The organism is Ferrimonas aestuarii (assembly GCF_005116665.1).
GTDB lineage: Bacteria > Pseudomonadota > Gammaproteobacteria > Enterobacterales > Shewanellaceae > Ferrimonas > Ferrimonas aestuarii.
In genome coordinates this window covers 21940-41562 of record NZ_SWCJ01000006.1, presented here as the reverse complement: position 1 = coordinate 41562, position 19623 = coordinate 21940, and the positions used below count along the sequence as shown (strand labels likewise).

The window sequence follows — 19623 nt, the reverse complement described above, 5'->3', positions numbered from 1 at the left end:
GGTCTCTGCCCTACTGAGTTGGGTAGGGCAGGGTTTCGCTTACTTGCAAGGTATAGGCGGTGCTGAATAAGCCGGAGAGGTGCTTTTCAACTTTTAGTGTGCCTACTAAGTAAACGGGCTTACCCTTGCTGTCTTCTACGTTAACGCCTGGATCCATCTTTAGCTGAATCAGTTGGTTGGCAGGTGGTGGTGGCGTGTGAAAGCAGATATCTCTTTGGGGGCTTAATACCGTGATCACGGGTAGGTCGGGATTTAAAGTACCAGCCTCAACGCTGTGGCCTTCGCCCAGTTCGTTGGCGACGTTATTCACAATCACAAATCCGGGAATAACCACCTGTTTTCCATCTAGGTCAGGGTTGGTTTTTTCAAATACTGAGCTAGCCGTAGACTCTGTATTTACCAAATCGCGCCAGATAATTGAATTTGGCTCGCTGGCAAATGTCAGTGAGGAGAACAGCATGCTAACCATGCCAATGTAGAAAGACTTCATAGGGAATTGCCTTTATAGCAAGGGGCTCGTTAAGAGCCCCTTTGGGTGAGCTTACTGAGGACGCTTAGCGTCGAAGCCGTAACCGCCTTTACCTTCACGTACTGCGTGAGAATCAACGTAAGGGATAAAGTCAAACATCAGAGTTTCACCTGGGCCCACATCTTGTGGCCACTGGTACTTAAAGGTGGAGAACTTGCCATCCTGTGGGAACCAGTACATGTAGATCAGATCCTGATCATCATAGGTGTTTGGAGTGTAGTGCATTGCCTTAGAAGGAATTTCGATGAAATCACCAGGCTGGAACGCTTGCATGCGGCCTTGAGACCAAGTCAGACCTTCACCAGTCAGACCGTAGTAACACTCCATTTCACGGTGGTAGTGAGGAATTGCAGTACCTGGGGCAACACGTACCAGACCGATAACGGTAGGTTCGTCATTCAGCTCTTTCCAGCACATGCCCACTTCAGTTGCAGCAGCGCCACCTTCTGGGCAAGGGATTAGGTTCTCTGGATCCGCAATGCGCCAGGTCAACCAACCAGAGTCGTTCGCGCCTTTACCGCCGTGGTCGTTAGATTTAACGGTGTAGATGTCTTTCTCACCGGAACGCAGTTCTTCCAGATAAGCCAGAGCTTGTTCTTGCTTACAAACCTGTGGCATCAACTTAGTTGGTGCGTAAGGAGTGTACGGCAATGGCTTCTCGTTGTGCCATGGCTTGTCAGCTGGTTTGCCAGCGGCGCAAGCGGTGGTAGAAACCATAACCAGTGCAGCTAATACTGTTACTTTTTTCATCATTATTTCCTCGGAAAGGATTGTTATTTAATTGGTTTGTTACTTGGTAAATCTTGGGTATTTAAAGGTGTGGCAGTCCTGACACAGCGCTTGCTTATGCGAGTGCTCACTGTGACATTCCTGACACGGTACATCTTTGCCATAGTGCATGCTGTCGTGAGGATTCTGCTTGGCATACTTGCCTTCGCGTTTGGTCATCTCAGCGGTTTTGTCTGCATCGTGGCACTGGTAACACGCTTCATCCGAAGGGAACTTGCCAACACCTTGGTCGTGGCAAGTATCACAGCCCATTTCATAAACGGCTTCGTGATGTTCGCGCTTGTCTAAAGCGGTTGCTGGTAGGCTGATAGCCAGCGCCAGCAGCGCTGAAGAAACTAGAGAAAAAGTGGTCTTCATGGCGATTACGCCTCCATAACTGATCGAGCGGCAACAACGCCAAAGGCCAAACATTCTGGGGTAGCACAGGCTCCCAGGCGGCTGACTCCGTGGATACCACCGGTTACTTCACCAGCAGCAAACAGGCCAGGGATTGGCTTGCCAGTCTTGGCGGCCAGTACTTCTGCTTTGCGGTTAATTTGAATGCCGCCCTGACAGTAGTGCACCTTTGGCCACAGACGCTGAACGATAAATGGAGGGGTAAGTTTGACGCCACGAGCGGCATCCATACGCTTGCCAAATTGAGGATCCACACCGGTATCGATGTAGCCGTTCCAATCGGCAATTTGTTGTTTCAGCGGCTTCAGAGGCACGTCGAAGTGCTTAGCAATGGCTTCCACTGATTCAAATTCCCAGGCCACGTTGTACTCCAGAACGTGTTCCATGGATGGGTCATTCTTCGCTTCATGCTTAGGGGCAATCAGCAGGGCTGGGTTCGGGTTGCCATCTTTATCGCGACGCTGAATTTCCAGATCCGCACGAGTCTTACGGTCGGCGATCTCATTCATGAAGCGTTGGCCAGTGTTTCGATCAATGGCGATGGAATGTGGGAAGTTGTACAGGGAGAAGCCTGCACCGTAACCAAATCCACCTTCATCTGGAGACGCCCAAGGGCCGGATTGAATGAAGGCGAGGTGCAGTGGAGTTGCGCCTGCAGCCATCATTTCGATGAGGCCATCACCGGTTGCGCCTTTAGCGTTGGTGCAACCAACTTCTGCGGTCAGGGTTGGATCCTGAGCTTGGCGAAGGGCGATGTTGTAACCAAAACCACCGGTGGCGATGATCACGCCGCGCTGAGCTTTAACATTGATGATTTCGCCGCTGTCCTCGTGACCGAAGTGGTATCCCTTGCGAATTTGTACGCCGATTACGCGGCCTTTTTTGTCGCGAATCAGGTGTTCAAACTTGTGACGAGTCACGGTCTTAACGCCTAGTTTGCGTGCGGTTTTCAGCATTGGCTGGATAATGCCGGCGCCAGAACGTTCAACTACTTGGTGTGCACGAGTCGCACTGTGGCCACCTGTGGTGATGATGTGATCGCGATAAACACTGCCGCAATCCTTGGTCAGCTGGTAACAGTAATCGCCTAGTTCTGCGCTTACAGTAAGCAGTTCTTTGCTGGCATAACCGCGGCCGGATTTCAGCTGGTCGGCAACCATCATCTCTGGGCTGTCTTGGATGTTGTGCTTTTTCTGCAGAGCAGTACCAGTAAAGCAAGCTTGACCGGCGTTCAGCGTAGAGTTGCCTCCAAACATGGCCATCTTTTCGAAAATGGCAACGTCTTTGGCTCCTTGACGAGTGGACTCGATGGCTGCAGCCAGACCAGCAAAGCCAGAGCCAATGATGACGACTTCATGCTCATCGTCCCATTTGATCTCTTCAGCTTTGGCGGATGCGGTCATCGGCAGCATGACACCTGCTGCGGCCGCACTGGCACCAAATTTTAAGAATGAACGTCTGTTTTGCATTTGTTTTCTTCTCACATAGTGGGGATGGCTCTACTTTGGCCTTTTGCTATGCGGATAAATCTGACGCGGATCACACCCAAATACCGATGAAAAACTTTTTCGTGACTCTATATCAAAAATATTTTTTTGACCTAATAAGAAAAATAATTCTGTGGCCTAAATAACGAAATCTTTTTTCGTCTCATGGCAAACTTCTGTCAGAAGTTTGAGAGAGGTTAAAGATGCATTGCCCTAAGAGTAAAATGGATATGCTGCGCTGCAATCAATTGTTAGATGTGGCAGAAGATTTGATTGACCAGAATGGCGTTGTTTCGTTTCGGTTCGCGCAAATAGCCAAGGAAGCCCAATGCTCTAACCATACTCTGTATAAATTTTTCCGCTCCAAAGAGGATGTGCTGGTTTGCCTTTTTCTGCGCAACTGTACTTCCAACCATATGCCGGTTTTCCTCAAAGAAAATGGCGATCTAACGCCCATGGAAAAGGCGGCGCTTCCGGCCTTGTTTTCTCTCGCAGCAGTCAAGCGCAGTCCGACTTTCAATACGTTACGGGTAGTATCTATTAACAGCATGTTCTGGCAGATGGCCAGTGACGAGAAGGTTAGCCTGCTTAAGAACCGAGTTAATCTGTTCTGGAGTCGATTGGAACTGCACATTCGCGAAGCGCAAAAACATGGCGCATTGACGGCGGATGAGATGAAACTGAAAGAGTTTACTCAAGCGGTTTATTTCTTTTTGGCTGGTATTTTATCAAGTTACGAAAGTAAGTTGATGGACGATAAATACCTAGGTGATAAAAGTTCAGTTTTCTGTCGACACTTGGCTGAGATCTTCAACCGATATGAGTGGAATGAAATTGCCACTGAAGGCAAGTTTAGAACTCTGTCCGACCGGATTTTTGATTTCTTAGATCGGTCATACGATAAGAATCGCAACTGTGAACATTGTCACAAGTTTGATGGTTTTAGTGAGTGTGAGTCGCTTCCTAATATTTAAATGGCATTGGTAAATAACATTTTGTGATAAATGGTATTTTCTTTATTTACTATTTCAATGGCCGTCTTACTCATCAGGTTTGTATTAAATTTATGTCGGTGGCCTCACTTAATTTGAAAAAATGCCGCTAAGAATAGCGGCATTTTTCTTTAGGCTGGAGTTTAGTGTAAGCGGCGACGCAATACTAATCCGGCCATTGCCAGTAGCAGGTATCCTAGGCCACCTGAGCTGGTGGAGTTAGACTGAGCGCTGGCACTTTCGCTGATGGCGATGGTCAGGGTACCGGTGTTGGAGTCGACCGTACCGTCGTTGGCGGTGATGGTGAATACCAGAGAGGAACCCACTGAGTTCGCTGGCACGGAGAGCGCCAACGTGTTGCCTTCAACGCTGAAACTGACTTCGGTACCTGAGGTTTGCTCGATGTTCCAAGTCAGTGCATCTTGATCAACGTCGGTCACATAACCAGACAGGTCGAACTCGGCTTGCTGACCTTCAGTGGCAGACAGCGTGGTGCTTTCAGCCACAACTGGAGCGTCATTGACGTTTTCAACGGTGATTGAAACCGTGGCGTCACCGGCTGCCAGTTCGTCATCCTTCAGGCTGTAGTTGAAGCTGTCCTTACCTGCGAAGTTAGCGTTTGGTGTGTAGCTAAAGCTGCCGTCATCATTTTTCACAACCGAGCCGTTGGCGGGTTCGGAGGTGATGCTGGCCTCCAGCTTATCACTGCTAGCTAAGTTAAACTGATTGATCGCGCGTTGAGTTTTGTTGACCGTGGAGGCACTAAACTCCAGCGCTTGGGTGGCGCCCTTGAGATCATTTTCTGTTGGATCAAACTCGACGGCCATGTCTTCGGTAGCAGTAATGCTGTCGTCAGTTGCCGCATCGGTAGAGGTGACCATGAAGTCAAAACCGATCTCAACTAAGCCTGGTTCTGAACCGCTCACTGTGGCCATATCACCGCCAGCAACTGGGGTGCCCTCACCGTTGTGATACAGAGTTACGCCGTTAGCACCGCTGATGTCTTCGAAACCGACAGTCACGTTGCTTGGCAGTGCGTCTAGGCTGTGATACTCGAAGTGTACGCCTTCTTTCTCACCCAGCTGCAGCCAGATCTGGAAGGTGTATTTGTTGCCAGTGTCACTGTCGTACTCTTGGGCATCGGCCCACTCGAGAACCAACCATTGATTTACACCGTCACCAACGACTCCGTAGTACATGTTGCCACCACCGGTATCTGAATCGGTGCCGTCGTACAGATCAAAGTCGGTCCAAAACGGTGCCAAGATGTTATTTGGTGAACTGGAATCGGGAAGTTGACGGTTGGTGAAAGTCCCACTTGGGTTACCGCCACCAACAATGGCCAGACCGTTGTCGGACATGGTGATGGTGGTGTACTCACGGCCAATGTATTTGAAGCCAGGTAAACCCGAAGCGGTAAGATCAAGGGTGATGCTGGTCTCATCACAGCCGTCGTTACACCTTGGTGCAGAGCCATTTGCCTTCAAGCCGTAACCGAAGCCGCCAGCACTCAGTTTCAGGTCGGCATTAAATGCCGCTAGGCGACCGGTCCAGGCGATGGAGTTTCGCTCCGCATCCACTTTAAAGCCAGTTTGAATGCCACCGGAAACAGACAGTTTTACGGAGTCGGCATCCAGTTCGGTGTTTGCTGGCAGCATGGTACGTAGGGTCAGAAGATCGTTACTGCCAAAACCCAAGTTTTCAAAGTAGAGCTGGGTGTTCACTGGATCCGCCACTGTCGCTGTGGTGGTAGCCACGTTGATGTGGTTACCTGAGGCGCTATTGGCGAAGACTACGAGCGGCAGGTGTGCTTGGGTTTCATTAATGCTGATGTGACCAAACTGCCAGGTTTCTTGGGGCATCAATGAACTATCAACTTTGAATTGAATTTCAGCGGACTCTCCACCAGCTAGGCTGACGTTGTCCTTGCTGAACTCAATGGCAGCACCGCTGAGTATTGCTGCGACGTTGTATTCCACGGCGGTCTCATCGCTGGAATCACGCTTATCGTTGATCGTGAAGGTAAAATCACAGCTCTTCAGACAGGCGGAGTTGACCAGAGAAGCTTTATCGAAGCTGACGGTGGCGTTGAGCGCATCTGCAACTTCTAGGCGGCCGGCACCGATGTCGAACGCGTCTGCGGGAGTGATGGAGTCTTCTTTAACTAAGCCACTAGCCTTGGTTGACGAGGTCAGGGCAGTTTTGATGTCAATGGCTGACCACTCTGGGTGCTGCTGCTTCATCAGAGCGGCTGCTCCGGCAACGTGAGGACTGGCCATGGAGGTGCCGCTGATTGCGGCAAAGGTGGCACCGTTGGAACCAGGGTCATCCATCGACCAGGCCGATAAGATATTGGTGCCCGGAGCGGCCATGTCAGGTTTTAGGAAGCTGGAATCGCCATTAGGCCCTCGAGAAGAGGTGGCTGCGACGTTATCGGCATAGGTCGGATTGACCAAGGCCTTTGTCTCTTTACCTAGGGTGAGTTCAACGCCTTGCTCGCCGGCGGCACTGATCTGCGTCAACACGGCTTCACCGTCGGCTTGGTCGATCATCACCGCTGGAATGGTAGCACTGATCGACATGGTGAACGGTTGGCCTGGACGGTTGTTGTATACCACCAGCGCAGTGGCACCAGCCTCAGTGGCATTCGCCGCTTTGTCGGAGAAAGCGCAACTGCCGCGACTGATGACTGCCACTTTGTCTTTAAAGCTGTCAGCAGGGAAGGGAGCACAACCTTCGTAGTTGTCTGGATCAACGGTGATGGAGCTCAGTGGCATGCCGACAAAGTCAGTTTCCAGATCGCCCAAACGCGCTTCACCATTACCTTCGATGGCTACCAGATCGCTTAGGTCGCCAATGGACAGTCCATTAGCAAAAAAGCGTCCATGGGTGGTGTTGGCGACGGTGATCCCCGCCTCTATGCAGCCCGGGCAGCCGATGGTGTTAGCACCATAACCGCCATCATTGCCAGCGGCTGAGACGATGACAATTCCTGCCCCTTCGGCATTTTCAAAAGCTTCTAGGTATGGGCTAAAGGCGGGGTTTGAACCGGCACCACCACCCCAAGAGTTGTTGATGACGTCTGCGCCATCTTTTACCGCCATCTCCAGGGCTTCCATTAGCATGATGTTGGAGCCAGAGCCGCCATAGATGTCATCGGCAGGGGCGTATAGCGCTTTGTAAGACATCAGGTACGCACCCGGCGCGACACCGGAAATTTCGGTATCTACGCCGTTGTAGGTGGCGTTGATCAGGTTACCTACGGCGGTGCCTGCGACGTGAGTGCCGTGACCACCATAGCCTAGAGGGCTGAGGTGCTCATCTGGGGCAACAGCGAAGGTCGGAGTTGAGTAACGGGCCACAATCAACTTGTCGTTACAGAAGCTCTCATCCACGGTTGCGCAATAATCGTCATTAGGCAGGGAGGCAGCATCAGGAGCGGTAAAGCCCTCTCCAGAGAACATTGGGTGCTCGGGGCGAATGCCTGAGTCGATGATCGCAACGCGAATGCCTTTACCTGCTTGGCTCATGCCACCTACTAGCTCCCAAGCTTCAGGAGCGTGAATCAGGGCACGAGAGGCGTCCATATTGACGTGATAGAGCGCATGATCAAAGACGGCTTTTACGCCAGGCATGGACAGCAGCTTTTCTTTAGTCAGCCCTTTGCCTTTAACACTGATGCCGTTAAATAGGGTATCGAATTCGACTTCTACTTTGGCGCCTACCGCTTGGGCCTGTGAAGCAAAAGAGTCTCGCTGCGCCTTCAGTTGCGCCGCATAGGAGCGCACGGCACCGTTGCTGAAGTTCAGTTTGTTGTCTGCGGTACGCGAGCCTTTAATGCTCTCTAGGCCAGAGTGAGTTGAGATTGGTTCACCCTCAAGTTGAACCAAGAAACGAGGAGTTTGATCGATATGGTGATCACGGTTCTGCGGGGCATGATGTTGGCTAATGTCAGTTTCCAATTTCATTGAAATTGGAACCAAATCCGATGCGAGAAGCGAAGGCGCGGTGAGTGCCAGCGTTATCCCCAATGCGATTGGTGTCTTCATTTGCGAGAGAAGTCCTTTTTGTTGTGTTTTATTTATCCTTGAATGTCGCTGTTGCGACATTGTTAAAACACTATCACTCATTAGAATTTCTCTAAAGTGGTTTATTTTTCTCCTTTTTATACTCCTGAAGCAGCGCCATACTCTGGGTTGAGTGCAGTTTTTCTGCGGTGATTTGCTAGAGTTGGTGAACTTTCTGGCAAATAACAATATTTCAATGTGAAATTATTGTTAATTATTGCTGGATTTAAACGAGCCTTTGTGGAAAATACATCCAATTCATTGAATGTTAGGGTGATGGCGTTGGCAGATGCCAAGCACTACCGGTTAGCTGTTCAGAGATCTGCCAAAGTTGCTCGGCGATTTGGGGGTTGGTTATTAAGGCAGTTATTGGCGTGGACTTGGGTTTTCCCCTAAGACCAAACTGAGGCCCCCAAAGTGTCCCTCCTGTAACCGCAGTGGCAGTCGCAGCGTGCATTTGTGATTGCACGCCTTGGGACACTGGCGAGGCAAGAAATCGGCTCAGCCAGCCTCCAACGCCCACGGATTGTTGCCGCTCAGTGCCGGTGAGTCCAGGGTGGGCCGCTAGGGAAATTCCATTAATCTGGTGTTGGTCGAATACCTGCTGCAGTTGGTAACTGAAGAGTAGGTTAGCCAGTTTACTGTCGCCGTAGGATTTGACTCTGTGATATGGGCGTTGCTGCCAACCGAGATCGTCAAATCGAATGTCGCCCCACTTGTAGCCGCCGCTGGTTAGAGTGACGACCCGTGGTTGATTGGACTGCAGCAGCAGTGGCAGCAGGGAAGCTGTCAGGGCAAAGTGGCCAAGATGGTTGGTGGCCATTTGCAACTCAATACCTTGATGGTTTCGGGCCAAGTATTCCAAATTCACCACGCCAGCGTTGTTTAGCAGCAGGTCAACGCGATCTACAGTGCGTTGAAGCCGATCGCTAAACCTGTCGATGGAGTCGTAATTGGCAAGATCGAGCGTTAAGGTTTGTATCTGTGCCGCTGGGCAGTGACTTTTTATCTGTGCCACGGCTTGCTGGCCACGCTTTAGGTTGCGACTGGCGACAATGATGCGAAAACCTAACCGTGCCAATTGGCGGCAAGACTCAAACCCTAGCCCTTGATTGCCGCCGGTAACGACTGCGGTTTTCATTGTTTGGCTTCCGCCAGATCCCATGTTTGTAACGCCGGTTCTACGGATTGCCACCAAGTTGGATTGATTCTAGGTTGATTGATTGAGACCTCTTCACCAAAGATTGGGGTGACCAAGGTGACTTGATGTTGACGAGCCAGTTGCTGGATCCGCTCTAGGGGCTCAAACCACTCGTGGAGGGCCAAGTCAAAGGTGCCATTGTGAATGGGCAGCATGGCTTTACCTTGAAGATCGAGATGAGCTTGCAGGCTCTGTTCCGGCAGCATGTGTATCTCAGACCACAATTCGTTGTAAGCACCGGTTTCTATCAGTGTGAGATCAAAGGGGCCAAAGCGATCGCCAATCTCTTTGAAGCCGCCGAAGTAACCGGAGTCCCCGGAGAAGAAGATTTTTGCTTGCTGGGATTCAACTACCCAGCTTGCCCACAGGGTACGATCCCTGTCCAGCAGCCCTCGACCAGAGAAGTGCTGAGTGGGGGTGGCGGTTAAACGTATGCTTCCCAATTCAATGCTCTGCCACCAGTTAAGTTCCACAATTTTATCGGGGTTAATGCCCCAACGGCGCAGATGGTTACCCACCTTGAGAGGGACGACGAACTGCTCAACTTTGTCGGCTAGGCTAACCATACTGTGTTTGTCCAGGTGGTCATAGTGGTCATGGCTGATGATCACCGCTTTTAGCTTTGGCAGTTGCGCCATGCTGATGGGGGCATCGTGAAATCGTTTGGGCCCAGCCCACTGCACTGGAGAAGCGCGGTCACTGAAAACCGGATCGGTGAGTAGGTACTCACCATCAACACGAATCAACACCGTTGAATGCCCCAATCGATATAGTCCTGCTTCTGATTTATGTTGCAGTTCTGCTGGGGACAGAGTGCGAACGGGAATCGGTTGATTTGGAGTGGCGGCGTTTCGGTTATCCTGCCAATAGGCCTTAAACAGTTGCCATACTTTGGCTGGAGTGGTGGTCATAGAAGCTTCAGCATTCGCAAACTTTTTTGTATTTGAGTCACTTGCCACGATATATGAACTGGTCATAAGTACTCCTACGATAACGACGATGGCGATAGTCAAACGAGTCATAGATTAAATAGTTAGTAAACTAGTCGGTGTAGTTTACTAATTGGGATGTAAAAGTAAACTGCAAAGTGTAAAATCAGCGCATCTTTAATTCGCCGAGTCCGTCCATGCAACCAGTAAAACCCACCCGTAGCCAACTAAAACGTCAAGCCATTGTGGATGCCGCGAAAGCGCTGTTTACCGAGCTCGGTGTTCAAGGCACCAGCATGGACAACATCGCCGCCACCGCTCAAGTGTCGAAACGTACTGTATATAATCACTTTGACACCAAAGAGGCGTTGGTGATGCATCTGATTAATGAGATGTGGCATCAGTCGGTGGCCAATGTGCCGCTGACCTATGATAGTGAGCAAACGCTGCAATCCCAGCTCCAGCAACTGCTGGCTCATGAACTCGCCATCTTTAATGATCAGGCTTATCTGGATCTGGTTCGTGTGGCCTTTGGCCATTTCTTCTATCACCCCGAACTGCTTAGGACTGAGATGGAGAAGTATGCGGTGCAGGAGACGGCATTGATTCGTTGGTTGGAAGCGGCGATTGCCGATAAGCGCTTAAAGCCAATGGATATCCAAATGGCTCATGAGCAGTTGCACGGCTTGATTAAAGGTTGTGGGTTTTGGCCGCAGATGATGAAAGCAGCTGATCCGCTGCCCAAGCAGAAACAGTTGCAGGTTGCCGAGCAGTCAGCAGCGATGTTTTTGAGTCACTATCAGAGTTAACGAGGCACGACCACGCAATCGAAATTGGCTCGCTTTAATGCGTCGCAGGTTTGGGACGCTTGCCTACTATCGAAAGCACCGATCTTCAGGCGAAAAAAGGTTCCCTGTTTCAAAACCACCCGTTCAAATTTTGGGGACAGCCCTGCTAATTCCGGTAGATTTGCTGCGGCCACGGATTGCCAATGGCTTCGGGTGAGTGGCTGCTTCTGGGTGGAGATCAACTGTAGGGTGTAGGGCCCTGAGTTAGCTGAAGGTGCCGCCGGTACCGGCATCGGAGCTGCAGGAATTTGGACGATGGCAGCTTGTGGCTGTTGAGTGGCTATTGGGTTGGTGCTGAGATCATCATCCAATTTCGCCAGTTCGGTGGTGATGATCCGTAAATCTTGTTCGATGTCGATAAGATGCTGCAGTTGAGGTGCCATCTTAATCAGTTGTTGCTGCTGCTGATCTAAGCGTTCGACTCGCTGCTCCAACTTATCTAAGCGCAGAGCCAGTTGCTGCTCTGCAGAGGGGGTGTTGGCGCAACCTGAGGTAAGCAGGATCCACAGGCTGATTAGCCCCAGTCCAAATTTTTGCTTATGGTTTACGCTCTGCACCGACGATTCCTTGATTACAGTGACATCTGTTTAACGCTGCATTGTACGCCGTATTCCATCAAGGTTCGACAGCCGTTGTTTGCGGCAGATCGAGTTTCGTACAGATTGAAATTAAGCTGGAACTTGCTGTTCTGTTGTTGGGACCACAACTGTGCGTTTGCCTGCTGAATTGCGAAATGCTGGCGATTGAGGAGTTGTACGAACAGCGTCATGATTTGCTGTGAGTGAAACTCTCCTAAATTGAGGGTGAATCTTGACTTTGGATTTATCAGGTTGAGATCCAAACCGGCCACCACGGTTCCGGGTTGAGTCAGATCCAGTTGGTGTTGGGAGAGTTTTTTAGTGGCCAGATTAGGGCTAGCATCGGCATCAAGCCGGAGCTGGTATTGCCCAGGTAATAGGTCGGTAAATAGATAATAGCCATCAAACTCACTGCGGGTTCTTGCTACTACTTGCTGCTGTGCATCGACCAGCATGAGGTTTACGTAGGCCGCTGGCTGTTCAGAGTCTTGTTGATAGAGGGTGCCATCCACTTCGGTTGCTTCAACTAAAGGTACTGATAATGCGCTAATCAGGCCACGTTTGGGCTGTAAGGATACGCCAGGGGTTGCCGGAATTAAGAATGGTTCAGGGATGCTGTCGCGATCGACAATGATGTCGGAGCTTCGCAGAGCCGGCATGTTGTACAAGGTAGCAATGCCATCGCGGTCGGTGTGAGCTTGGCGATAGCTCTGAGGGGCGCGAATTTTCACTCCAGGTAGAACGGGCTCATTGACCTCGTGAATGCCGTTGCCATTCAGATCATGAAATACGGTGACCAGTAGGGTGCCTTGGTTCGCTAAAGAGGCACGGCTCACCAGTAAGCTGTCGGCTTGAGTTTGATAGCCAATGCTGACCTTGGCGAGTAGCCCAAAGCTCCATTTGTCATTACTGCTCCAGTTGCTATAGGTGTTCAGATACAACTGCTCTAGGTGCCAAGTAAAGCTAGCTCTGGTGTTGAGTTCCTCAATTTGAGGGCGATATTCCAGATCCAACTCACCGGATACCACAGGGGCTATTGGCATAGACCACTCAAGACCGACCAAGTTGAGCTGCCAATCGGGAAGTGACTGGAACTCAGTATCAAACTTGAGGTAGTGGCCCATGTGATTACTGGAGATGCGGAGGTTTCCAGAGAGTTGAGCATCACTGTCGCTGGTATCTAACCAATATTGTCCGTGCTCGAAACCGAGGCCCCATGCCTGCCAGTTGGCCGCCGCGTACCATTGTTGTTGGTCTCTAGAGTGGCTTTCCCAGACTTCTCCACCAACGCGATAATTTAGACGATATCGAGCGCCAAATTGCGGTTGACCACCAAGTTCAATGCCGTATTCAGTCAGCTCATTTCCCTGACTCCAGTCTTCGGGATTACGTAATTGCTGGCGCTCAAAATAGCCATATAGGTTGTGATCACCTAGGCCACCGCGTAAACCCAATTGATAGGAGTGATCCCCCAAACTGCCATACTGATACTGGCTGTCCATCAACCAGAAATCCCCCAAAGCGAGGTTAGAGGATAGGGAGAGGTCATGTCGCCGACCTTGCTTGCCCTCGATCAGGCTCGAACCCAGCTCCAGTCCAAGCCACGGAGTGAAATTTCGGCTGATGGTGCCGCTGGCTTGCCAGCCTTCGCTGGACTCATAGCGGTCGTAGTGTGAGAACACGCCTGTGTTGAGCTCAGCGATAGAAAAAGCGTAGTGGGTAGAGTCCGACTCTAGGCTTCGACTGTCGAGATAGACCGACTCTACTCGGCGTTCTACTTCGCCATAGGGGCCATACATCACCACTTCAAAGCGGTTGTCGCCGTAAACCAGTTTTACGTCGTTGAACTGGTAGCGACCCTGCTGGTCGCTGCTTTGTTTGGCGATCAGTAACTGATTGTGGAACAACTCGATGTCCCAGCCTGGTTGAATGTCTCCTTCGAGAGTCAGGGTTCGGTTGCTGTTGATGCTATTGGGCCCCTTGTTATCAAAGCGAACGCCTCGACTGAGTCCTGTGGTGTTGCCTGTTCCATGAACGATAGGGGTGATGTCTCCGACTTCAACATTGGTGGCCTTGAGTGCGCCGAGCAACTCCGGTTGGGCTGATTGTTTCGATAGGGTAATTCGAGCTTGATCCAAATGCTGATCTTGGGTGCCACTGAGATAGAACTGCGCATTACCGCGCAGTAGATCCTGACTTCCTAACAGAGAGTAGTTGGCGAAGTTTCGATCGCCATCGCCACTGTACTGCAACTGCAGATCCACCGAAGGTGGCGCGAGCCATTTATAGTCGGTTTCCTGCTCTGGCAAGCTGGCTTTGCCAACCTGTTTGCGTACCGTAAGAGGTTTTTCGGTTCGTTTTATCTGGGTAATGACTGGCAATGGTTGCTGGCTGCTGATAGCGACATGCAGATCGTCAAATTGAAATTTGATCTGAAGCCCGAACCAGCGTTCGAGGAGACCCGCTTCAACGTACAGTTGATCCTGCTTCTGTGTTATCTGTTGTGTATCTAACCGGTAGTGTTGCTCGCCAAGTTGGACAACGAAGTTCTCATCATTCACAGTCAGAGGCAGAGCAAAGCGATTCTCGGGAGTAAGAAACCAGCCCTCATAACGGTTGCTATCAGCCTGATACTGAATGTTGAATCCCAAAAGGAGCGCCAACTCTTCTAGGTTGATCATTGCTGAGCCAGTGGATTTAATCGCAAGAATATCTGCAATGGAATATCCCTCAACACTGAGTTCAAGCAGTAGCTCTTCGCCATTTGGAATTTGAGCCTGAACCGGTAGTGGAGACGCTTGAGATTGGTAACTTTGCGAAATGCGTTTAATGGCATCCAACAAACGCTGATTGCCGGATGCATCGGCGCTGGCCTGTGCCATGGGCACAGCCAACATCCAAGACAACCAAATGAAAGCGAATGGAAATCGGCGCACGGAGAATGATCAGTTAGGGTTTGATGTTAATCCAAGGGCTTTGGAAAAGTTGCTGCCCTTCCAGTGAGTTCAAGCCCGTAAATGTCACTTGATATTGTCCGTAGTTGGGTACCTGCTGGTAACTGGTTAGGCTGACATTGAGTTGAGTGAGCTCAGGGTAGATGCGAAACTGGTTAATTCGGGCCACCTCTCTTGGGGTATCGCTGGTGTTGTCTCGCCACAAAATCACTAAGTTGCCGCAGGTTGAGGTGTGGCCTTGATGAGCCAACTCTAGGTTAAATTTTGCCTTGTCTTTACCAATGAATTCATTGCTGGCGGTGATCAGTTGCGTGTTTTGTTTTGATGCGCCATGACGCACCATTACAGGCATGGTGTAGTTCATGACCACATCCAGGCTGATGCCGGAATTGTGACTTCTTGTTTCAGCCGGTAGCGCAATGAAGGACAGGTGAGAGCGGTATTCACCGTCGATGAGATCCTTGGGGCGTCTTGCAGAAACTCGAATGGTCTGTCGTTGCCCTGGAGCCAGTGTGACTTGCCGAGGGCTAAAGCGAATCATGGTGTCGGCTCGCAGCGTCAAGGGAGCGCTGTTTGGATCAATATCTTGGTAGCCACCCTGAGGTTGGGCTTGTTTTGTCTTCCAAACCAATCGATAGGTTTGAGTATGTTGGCCACTATTAATCAGGGTAATTTTGTTGCTGCGCTGCCGATCCTCCAATACTAGATGGGTGGGTGAAATCAGTAAGTTCCCATAGGCCATCTTTAGGCTAAGGAGAAAAAGTGCAATGCCAGAGAAAAGTCGAGTGCTAAAGGTGCTCATATTTGCCTGTTAATAGCTAATGGTGATGCTAAATCGAGTTTGATAATCGCCGTCTTGATAGTTGGGGTTGTTGTTTCCTGTCGATTCGATGACTCCCCCTACCGGTACAACCAATTCGCCGTATTGATCCGCGACCTGAGTGCTTCCCATCAACAGGGTTTTGAGTTCAAACGTCTCCCCTCTGCCGTTACCCATATGAACCAAAGGTTGACTAATTAGGTGGCTAAAATTGACTCGAGTGAAGGGGGCAAAACCGCTAAAGCGATAACGTCCGGGCTCTCCTGGGGTGATGCGCCATAGGGCGTGTGTGGAGGAAACATTGCCCAGTTCGGTAATAGTGAGTGAGCTTTTTACGCTGTTGTCACTAATGCTGACCACACCAAAATTTAAAGGTTGTTCCACGATAAAGTGCACCCCCAAACAGGGGGTGCTAAACCAAAAAAGAGTCAGACACTTGGCCACCTGCTTTAGGGAAGGCAAGTGCGGCGTGAAGACACGCAATGTAGACGCTTAGTAGGTTACTTCAACGGTATAGGTGCCGCTGTATGCGGTATCCATGTAGCTGGCGCCCACATTATCGACATTGTCGGTTGAAAGCGTTGCTCCAACGGCAAAGGTAACTTCACCACTCACGTCTGCTTGCAGATCGCCTGCAGAAGCATAGCGCGTGCCTGAGTTGGCGCCGCTGGTAATGGTGGCTTCGAAAGCATTAACGATCAGCTTAGATGCTCCCGGAGGAGCGGAGCCTGTGGTGAGGTTAACTGGAGTTGTTGGCAGTGTGAGAGTCAGGTTCGAGAACGGCGCCACACCGGAGACGGTGAAGGTTGCTGGCGCACCACCGGAAAGAACTTGAATGTTGGCTACACCACCTAATGATGGTGCTCCCCAAGAACCATTAGAGTTCAAGGCGATGGTAGCAACATTAGCAGGGGTGGTACCGGCGGTTGGGTCTGGGGTGGCTCGAATTTCACCAAAGTTTAATGCGCTGTCTTCGGTTAAGGTGAAAGCGTTGCGTACCGTCACGGTGGCGGTGGCAGATACGGTCTCGGCTACCGCAACCTGGCTTAGTGCCAAGGTGGATACGGCAAGGGCCAGAGCGAGCGGCTTTGGCATCATTGTCATGGAAGCTCCTTATTATTACAGCTACTGCAAATTCTCCTTGGAGTTCAGGAGAATGCGGCGTTTTTTTATAAAAGCGGGTGCGTCATCGCTCGAGCGCATCTTTTCCCGGCTATCTAGCTTATCGGTTGTTGAGTGATAAGCTGGACTTTTTCTAAAGGGTGGCTTGCCATATTTGTGAGCTAGATCAACCTTGATGCCGCAATCTGTGTTAACTGAATAGGCCTAATTTGTCGCCTTTAAAAAGGTTGGCTTTAAACCACTGCTGTTTAGGTGCCGGTTTTGAGCGCTTGAACTGAATGGGCTGGTTTTGGTGACTGTGGGTACCACCAATTGACCTGACTCGGTGTTTGAGTGAACAACAATGGCTCGCCAAGCATCGGGGTCATTAAAGGGACATGGTGTGATTTCGCAAGGGCATCGATCCGCTGTAGAGGATCAAACCAAGGGTGCAGCGCCAAATCGAAAGTGGCGTTATGAATTGGCACCATTACCTTGCCGCGAAGATCCCGGTGAGCCTGAAGACTTTGCTCTGGCTGCATATGCACATCCGCCCAAGCCTCATCATAGGCCCCGGTTTCCATTAGGGTAAAGTCGAATGGCCCAAGGCGACTCCCTATCTCCTTAAAACCGCCAAAGTAGCCAGAATCGCCACTGAAATAGAGGCTTGCCTCCACGCCTTTGATGCTCCAGCTGGCCCACAGGGTTTGGTCTTTATCCCTTAAAGTCCTGCCTGAATAGTGTTGACTGGGGCAAGCGGTAAGTTCTATGCCGTTCATATTGTGGTGTTGCCACCAGTCCAGCTCGATGATCTGTTGTGAACTGATGCCCCAACGGCGCAGGTGGTTGCCGACGCGCAGCGGGCAGATGAATCGCCCTGCCTTGGGCGCGAGGGCGATAACGCTGGCTTTATCGAGATGGTCGTAGTGATCGTGACTGATGATGATGGCATCAATAAAAGGCAGTTCCTTGATTTGAATGGGGGCTGGCTGAAACCGCTTGGGACCGGCCCAAGTCACCGGCGAAGCTCGGTCGCTGAATACAGGATCTGTCAGTAACCACTTGCCATCCAGATGAATAAGTACCGTGGAATGACCTAGTCGGTAAAGTGCGCCTTGTCGCTGCTGGTTTAATGTATCGGCACTGAGCGAAATTTGAGGCAGGCTACCTTGTGGGCGAGCGTGAATTCTAGGGGTGGTTAGATAGCGTTTGAGAGTAAGTAAGTGGCTTTTAAAGTTGGGTTTATAGAGAGTTTCCGTATTGCAAAAGCCGGTCTTGGTATGGTGCTTAACAGGTGCCATTATCGCTCCCAATCTCTGCATAGATTCACAGAGATTGTGGAGCTTGGCTTATGACACGACTGAGTCAGAAATCGGAATAATTGGGGTCAGAACTGTGACACTTCATGGTCGCGAAGGAATCGCCACTCGCCCTCTTCAAGGATGGGATCCAGTTCCAAATTGCCAATCTGCTGGCGGTGCAGAGACTCGACGCGATTACTGACGGCAGCGCACATTCGCTTCACCTGATGGTATTTTCCTTCCGAGATGGTCAGCCAGATTTCGTTATCGCTAATTCGTTCAACGTCACCGGAAACGGGATCGGTTTCCCCGTTGAGCATCACCCCTTGTTTGAGCTGGTCGATGGCATCGTCATCGATGGGGTGAACCAAGGTGACTCGATAGCGTTTCGGGCATTGGCTGTTAGGTGAGGTGATTCGGTGCGACCACTGGCCATCTGAGGTCAGTAGCACTAGGCCGGTGGTATCGGCGTCAAGGCGACCAACAATCTTGAGTTCATCCAACTTAGGCTCATCCAACAGATTAAACACCGAAGGATAGCCACCGTCGTCGATGTGTGAGCACACCATGCCTTCGGGCTTATGCACCATGATGTAACGCTGCCCTCGAACACTGATGGTTTCGCCTTCAATGCAGACTTGGTCTTGAGGCTGTACCTTAAAGGCGGCGTCTTTGATGATCTGTTCGTTGACCGTGACTTCACCCTGTTTTAGCAGTCTTTTCGCTTGAGAACGGGTCAGTTCGGTGGCGCCGCAGAGATATTTATCCAGTCGCATAATAATCTTGAGTAAAAAATGACGCTTCAGTATACCTCAGGCTAGGGTGAGTCAGTGAGACTGAAAAGGTTGAATCGAAATGGCGATTCCACCCCTATGGAGACCGCCTTACCAATACCCAGAAGGGGGGGAGCGTTGTTGAAGGAAACCGCATTGCTTAATGGATGGGTGTTATTGGCAATTTAGTCATGGTGTGAAGTGGTTTTTTTAGATTCTGCAGCCAGAACGTCGCGATCAGAATGGGGACAACCCTTAACTTCTCTGCATATCCAAATCGTTACTTTGAAGCTAAAGCCGCATCCAGTACTAGTGCCCGTGTATGGCGATGAATGATCTGGGCGGCGTGTTCGGCGCTTTGGTGAGGCTTTTTTTGCCTGAGGAGGCTGAGATGAGTCATATAGAGCCCACCGATGGAGTGCACCAGCAGCTCCAGTGACACAGCCCATTGATGATGCTCAAAACACTGCTCTAACCGATGTTGGAGAACGTGCTCCAAACTGGATTGAATTCGCCGATGAGCCAAATCACCATCGGCGCCCATCTGCGAGGTCATGGAACCATGAAGAATTCGCTGCCCTTCGAAGCGCTTTAGCAGCGTCACCAGTGACTCAGGGGGCGTAATGGCGTGCCAATCTTGTGGTTGCTTTAACTCTTTCAGCAAGCCGTGAAAGGCCAATTCATGCAGGCGCAACAACACATCCAATTTTGCTCCGAAGTGACGATAGAAGGTGCTGCGACTTACTTTTGCTTGGGACATCAGCTCGCTCGCCGTGATTTGGCTGTAATGGTTGATGCCAAGCTGGCGCTTGAATGCCTGAATAATCTTAGTTTCGCTGGTGCTCATGCTGTGAGTTC

At 50.7% G+C, this 19623-nt stretch carries 17 protein-coding genes; 2 read left to right on the top strand and 15 right to left on the bottom strand.

Features of this window, described 5'->3' with window-relative positions; genetic code table 11:
- Positions 1-10 precede the first annotated feature (10 nt).
- Genes FCL42_RS10370 through FCL42_RS10355 form a run of 4 tightly spaced genes read right to left on the bottom strand, consistent with a single transcriptional unit; the run spans position 11 to position 3183 of the window.
- Positions 11-490, bottom strand: a complete 480-nt coding sequence (locus FCL42_RS10370) for a DUF3299 domain-containing protein (RefSeq protein ID WP_136863350.1) — start codon at positions 488-490, stop codon at positions 11-13.
- Between the two features lie 51 nt (positions 491-541).
- The gene (locus FCL42_RS10365) at positions 542-1279 is read right to left on the bottom strand and encodes a cupin domain-containing protein (protein WP_136863349.1); all 738 of its coding nucleotides are present in this window, start codon (positions 1277-1279) and stop codon (positions 542-544) included.
- A 39-nt stretch (positions 1280-1318) separates the two neighbouring features.
- Positions 1319-1675, bottom strand: a complete 357-nt coding sequence (locus FCL42_RS10360; protein ID WP_136863348.1) for a cytochrome c3 family protein — start codon at positions 1673-1675, stop codon at positions 1319-1321.
- A gap of 5 nt (positions 1676-1680) precedes the next feature.
- Positions 1681-3183 carry a flavocytochrome c gene (locus FCL42_RS10355; RefSeq protein WP_136863347.1) on the bottom strand — a complete coding sequence of 501 codons (1503 nt, stop codon included), beginning with the start codon at positions 3181-3183 and terminating at the stop codon, positions 1681-1683.
- A 242-nt stretch (positions 3184-3425) separates the two neighbouring features.
- Here FCL42_RS10355 and FCL42_RS10350 point away from each other — a divergent pair, with 242 nt between their 5' ends.
- Positions 3426-4175 carry a TetR/AcrR family transcriptional regulator gene (locus FCL42_RS10350; protein WP_229359832.1) on the top strand — a complete coding sequence of 250 codons (750 nt, stop codon included), beginning with the start codon at positions 3426-3428 and terminating at the stop codon, positions 4173-4175.
- A gap of 161 nt (positions 4176-4336) precedes the next feature.
- Here FCL42_RS10350 and FCL42_RS22045 read toward each other — a convergent pair whose 3' ends face one another.
- From FCL42_RS22045 to FCL42_RS10335, 3 genes are all read right to left on the bottom strand, one after another.
- A complete protein-coding gene (locus tag FCL42_RS22045) occupies positions 4337-8161 on the bottom strand; it encodes a S8 family serine peptidase (RefSeq protein ID WP_169308361.1) in 3825 nt (1274 codons plus the stop codon).
- 367 nt (positions 8162-8528) lie between these two features.
- Complete coding sequence (locus FCL42_RS10340) at positions 8529-9401, bottom strand: SDR family NAD(P)-dependent oxidoreductase (RefSeq protein ID WP_169308360.1); 873 nt, start codon at positions 9399-9401, stop codon at positions 8529-8531.
- The gene (locus FCL42_RS10335) at positions 9398-10372 is read right to left on the bottom strand and encodes an MBL fold metallo-hydrolase (RefSeq protein WP_229359831.1); all 975 of its coding nucleotides are present in this window, start codon (positions 10370-10372) and stop codon (positions 9398-9400) included. The genes FCL42_RS10340 and FCL42_RS10335 overlap by 4 nt, the downstream gene beginning before the upstream one ends.
- A 215-nt stretch (positions 10373-10587) precedes the next feature.
- Here FCL42_RS10335 and FCL42_RS10330 point away from each other — a divergent pair, with 215 nt between their 5' ends.
- Positions 10588-11199, top strand: coding sequence for a TetR/AcrR family transcriptional regulator (locus tag FCL42_RS10330; RefSeq protein WP_136863342.1), 612 nt, complete (start codon positions 10588-10590; stop codon positions 11197-11199).
- On the opposite strand, the gene FCL42_RS10325 is transcribed toward FCL42_RS10330, so the two are convergent.
- The 8 genes from FCL42_RS10325 to FCL42_RS10290 all read right to left on the bottom strand — a co-directional run bounded on the left by FCL42_RS10325 (position 11196) and on the right by FCL42_RS10290 (position 19612).
- Positions 11196-11795, bottom strand: a complete 600-nt coding sequence (locus FCL42_RS10325) for an SPOR domain-containing protein (RefSeq protein ID WP_136863341.1) — start codon at positions 11793-11795, stop codon at positions 11196-11198. The genes FCL42_RS10330 and FCL42_RS10325 overlap by 4 nt on opposite strands.
- 14 nt (positions 11796-11809) lie before the next feature.
- Positions 11810-14698, bottom strand: a complete 2889-nt coding sequence (locus FCL42_RS10320; protein ID WP_136863340.1) for a carboxypeptidase-like regulatory domain-containing protein — start codon at positions 14696-14698, stop codon at positions 11810-11812.
- A gap of 67 nt (positions 14699-14765) precedes the next feature.
- Positions 14766-15572, bottom strand: a complete 807-nt coding sequence (locus FCL42_RS10315) for a fimbrial biogenesis chaperone (protein WP_136863339.1) — start codon at positions 15570-15572, stop codon at positions 14766-14768.
- Between the two features lie 9 nt (positions 15573-15581).
- Positions 15582-15974 carry a DUF4402 domain-containing protein gene (locus FCL42_RS10310; RefSeq protein WP_169308359.1) on the bottom strand — a complete coding sequence of 131 codons (393 nt, stop codon included), beginning with the start codon at positions 15972-15974 and terminating at the stop codon, positions 15582-15584.
- Positions 15975-16082: 108 nt separating this feature from the next.
- Positions 16083-16694: a DUF4402 domain-containing protein gene (locus tag FCL42_RS10305; protein WP_136863337.1), complete on the bottom strand. Its 612-nt coding sequence runs from the start codon at positions 16692-16694 to the stop codon at positions 16083-16085.
- A gap of 266 nt (positions 16695-16960) precedes the next feature.
- Entirely contained in the window at positions 16961-17992 is a 1032-nt protein-coding gene (locus FCL42_RS10300; protein ID WP_136863336.1) for an MBL fold metallo-hydrolase, read from the bottom strand.
- A gap of 86 nt (positions 17993-18078) precedes the next feature.
- Positions 18079-18768: a pseudouridine synthase gene (locus tag FCL42_RS10295; RefSeq protein ID WP_136863335.1), complete on the bottom strand. Its 690-nt coding sequence runs from the start codon at positions 18766-18768 to the stop codon at positions 18079-18081.
- 277 nt (positions 18769-19045) lie between these two features.
- A complete protein-coding gene (locus tag FCL42_RS10290; RefSeq protein ID WP_136863334.1) occupies positions 19046-19612 on the bottom strand; it encodes a TetR/AcrR family transcriptional regulator in 567 nt (188 codons plus the stop codon).
- Positions 19613-19623 lie beyond the last annotated feature (11 nt).